Annotated in this window: 1 protein-coding gene; it reads left to right on the top strand. The window is 40.6% G+C overall.

All coding sequences use genetic code 11. The features are described from left to right. On the top strand, positions 1 to 244 hold a 244-nt coding region (locus AB2B41_RS24175), incomplete at both ends, for a hypothetical protein (RefSeq protein WP_367880273.1).

The raw sequence follows: 244 nt of genomic DNA, 5'->3' as shown, positions 1-244 counted from the left end.
GGGCGGCCCCCCGCGCCCCCCCCCACCAACCCCACAACACCCCCCCACAAACCCCCCCAAAAGCAAAAAAAAAACAAAACAAAAACCAACACAAAAACACACAAACCAAACCCCCCCACAAAAAAAAAAAAAAAAAACAAACACAAAAAAACAAAAAACAACAACAAAAAACAAAAAAACAAACAAAAACCAAACACAAAAACACAACAAAACACACACCAACACACAACCAAAAACAACCAAC

Source organism: Sulfitobacter sediminis (genome assembly GCF_040811725.1).
GTDB classification, from domain to species: Bacteria; Pseudomonadota; Alphaproteobacteria; order Rhodobacterales; family Rhodobacteraceae; genus Sulfitobacter; species Sulfitobacter sediminis.
The sequence above is the reverse complement of the archived record's forward strand: the minus strand, read 5'-3'. Positions and strand labels throughout refer to the sequence as shown.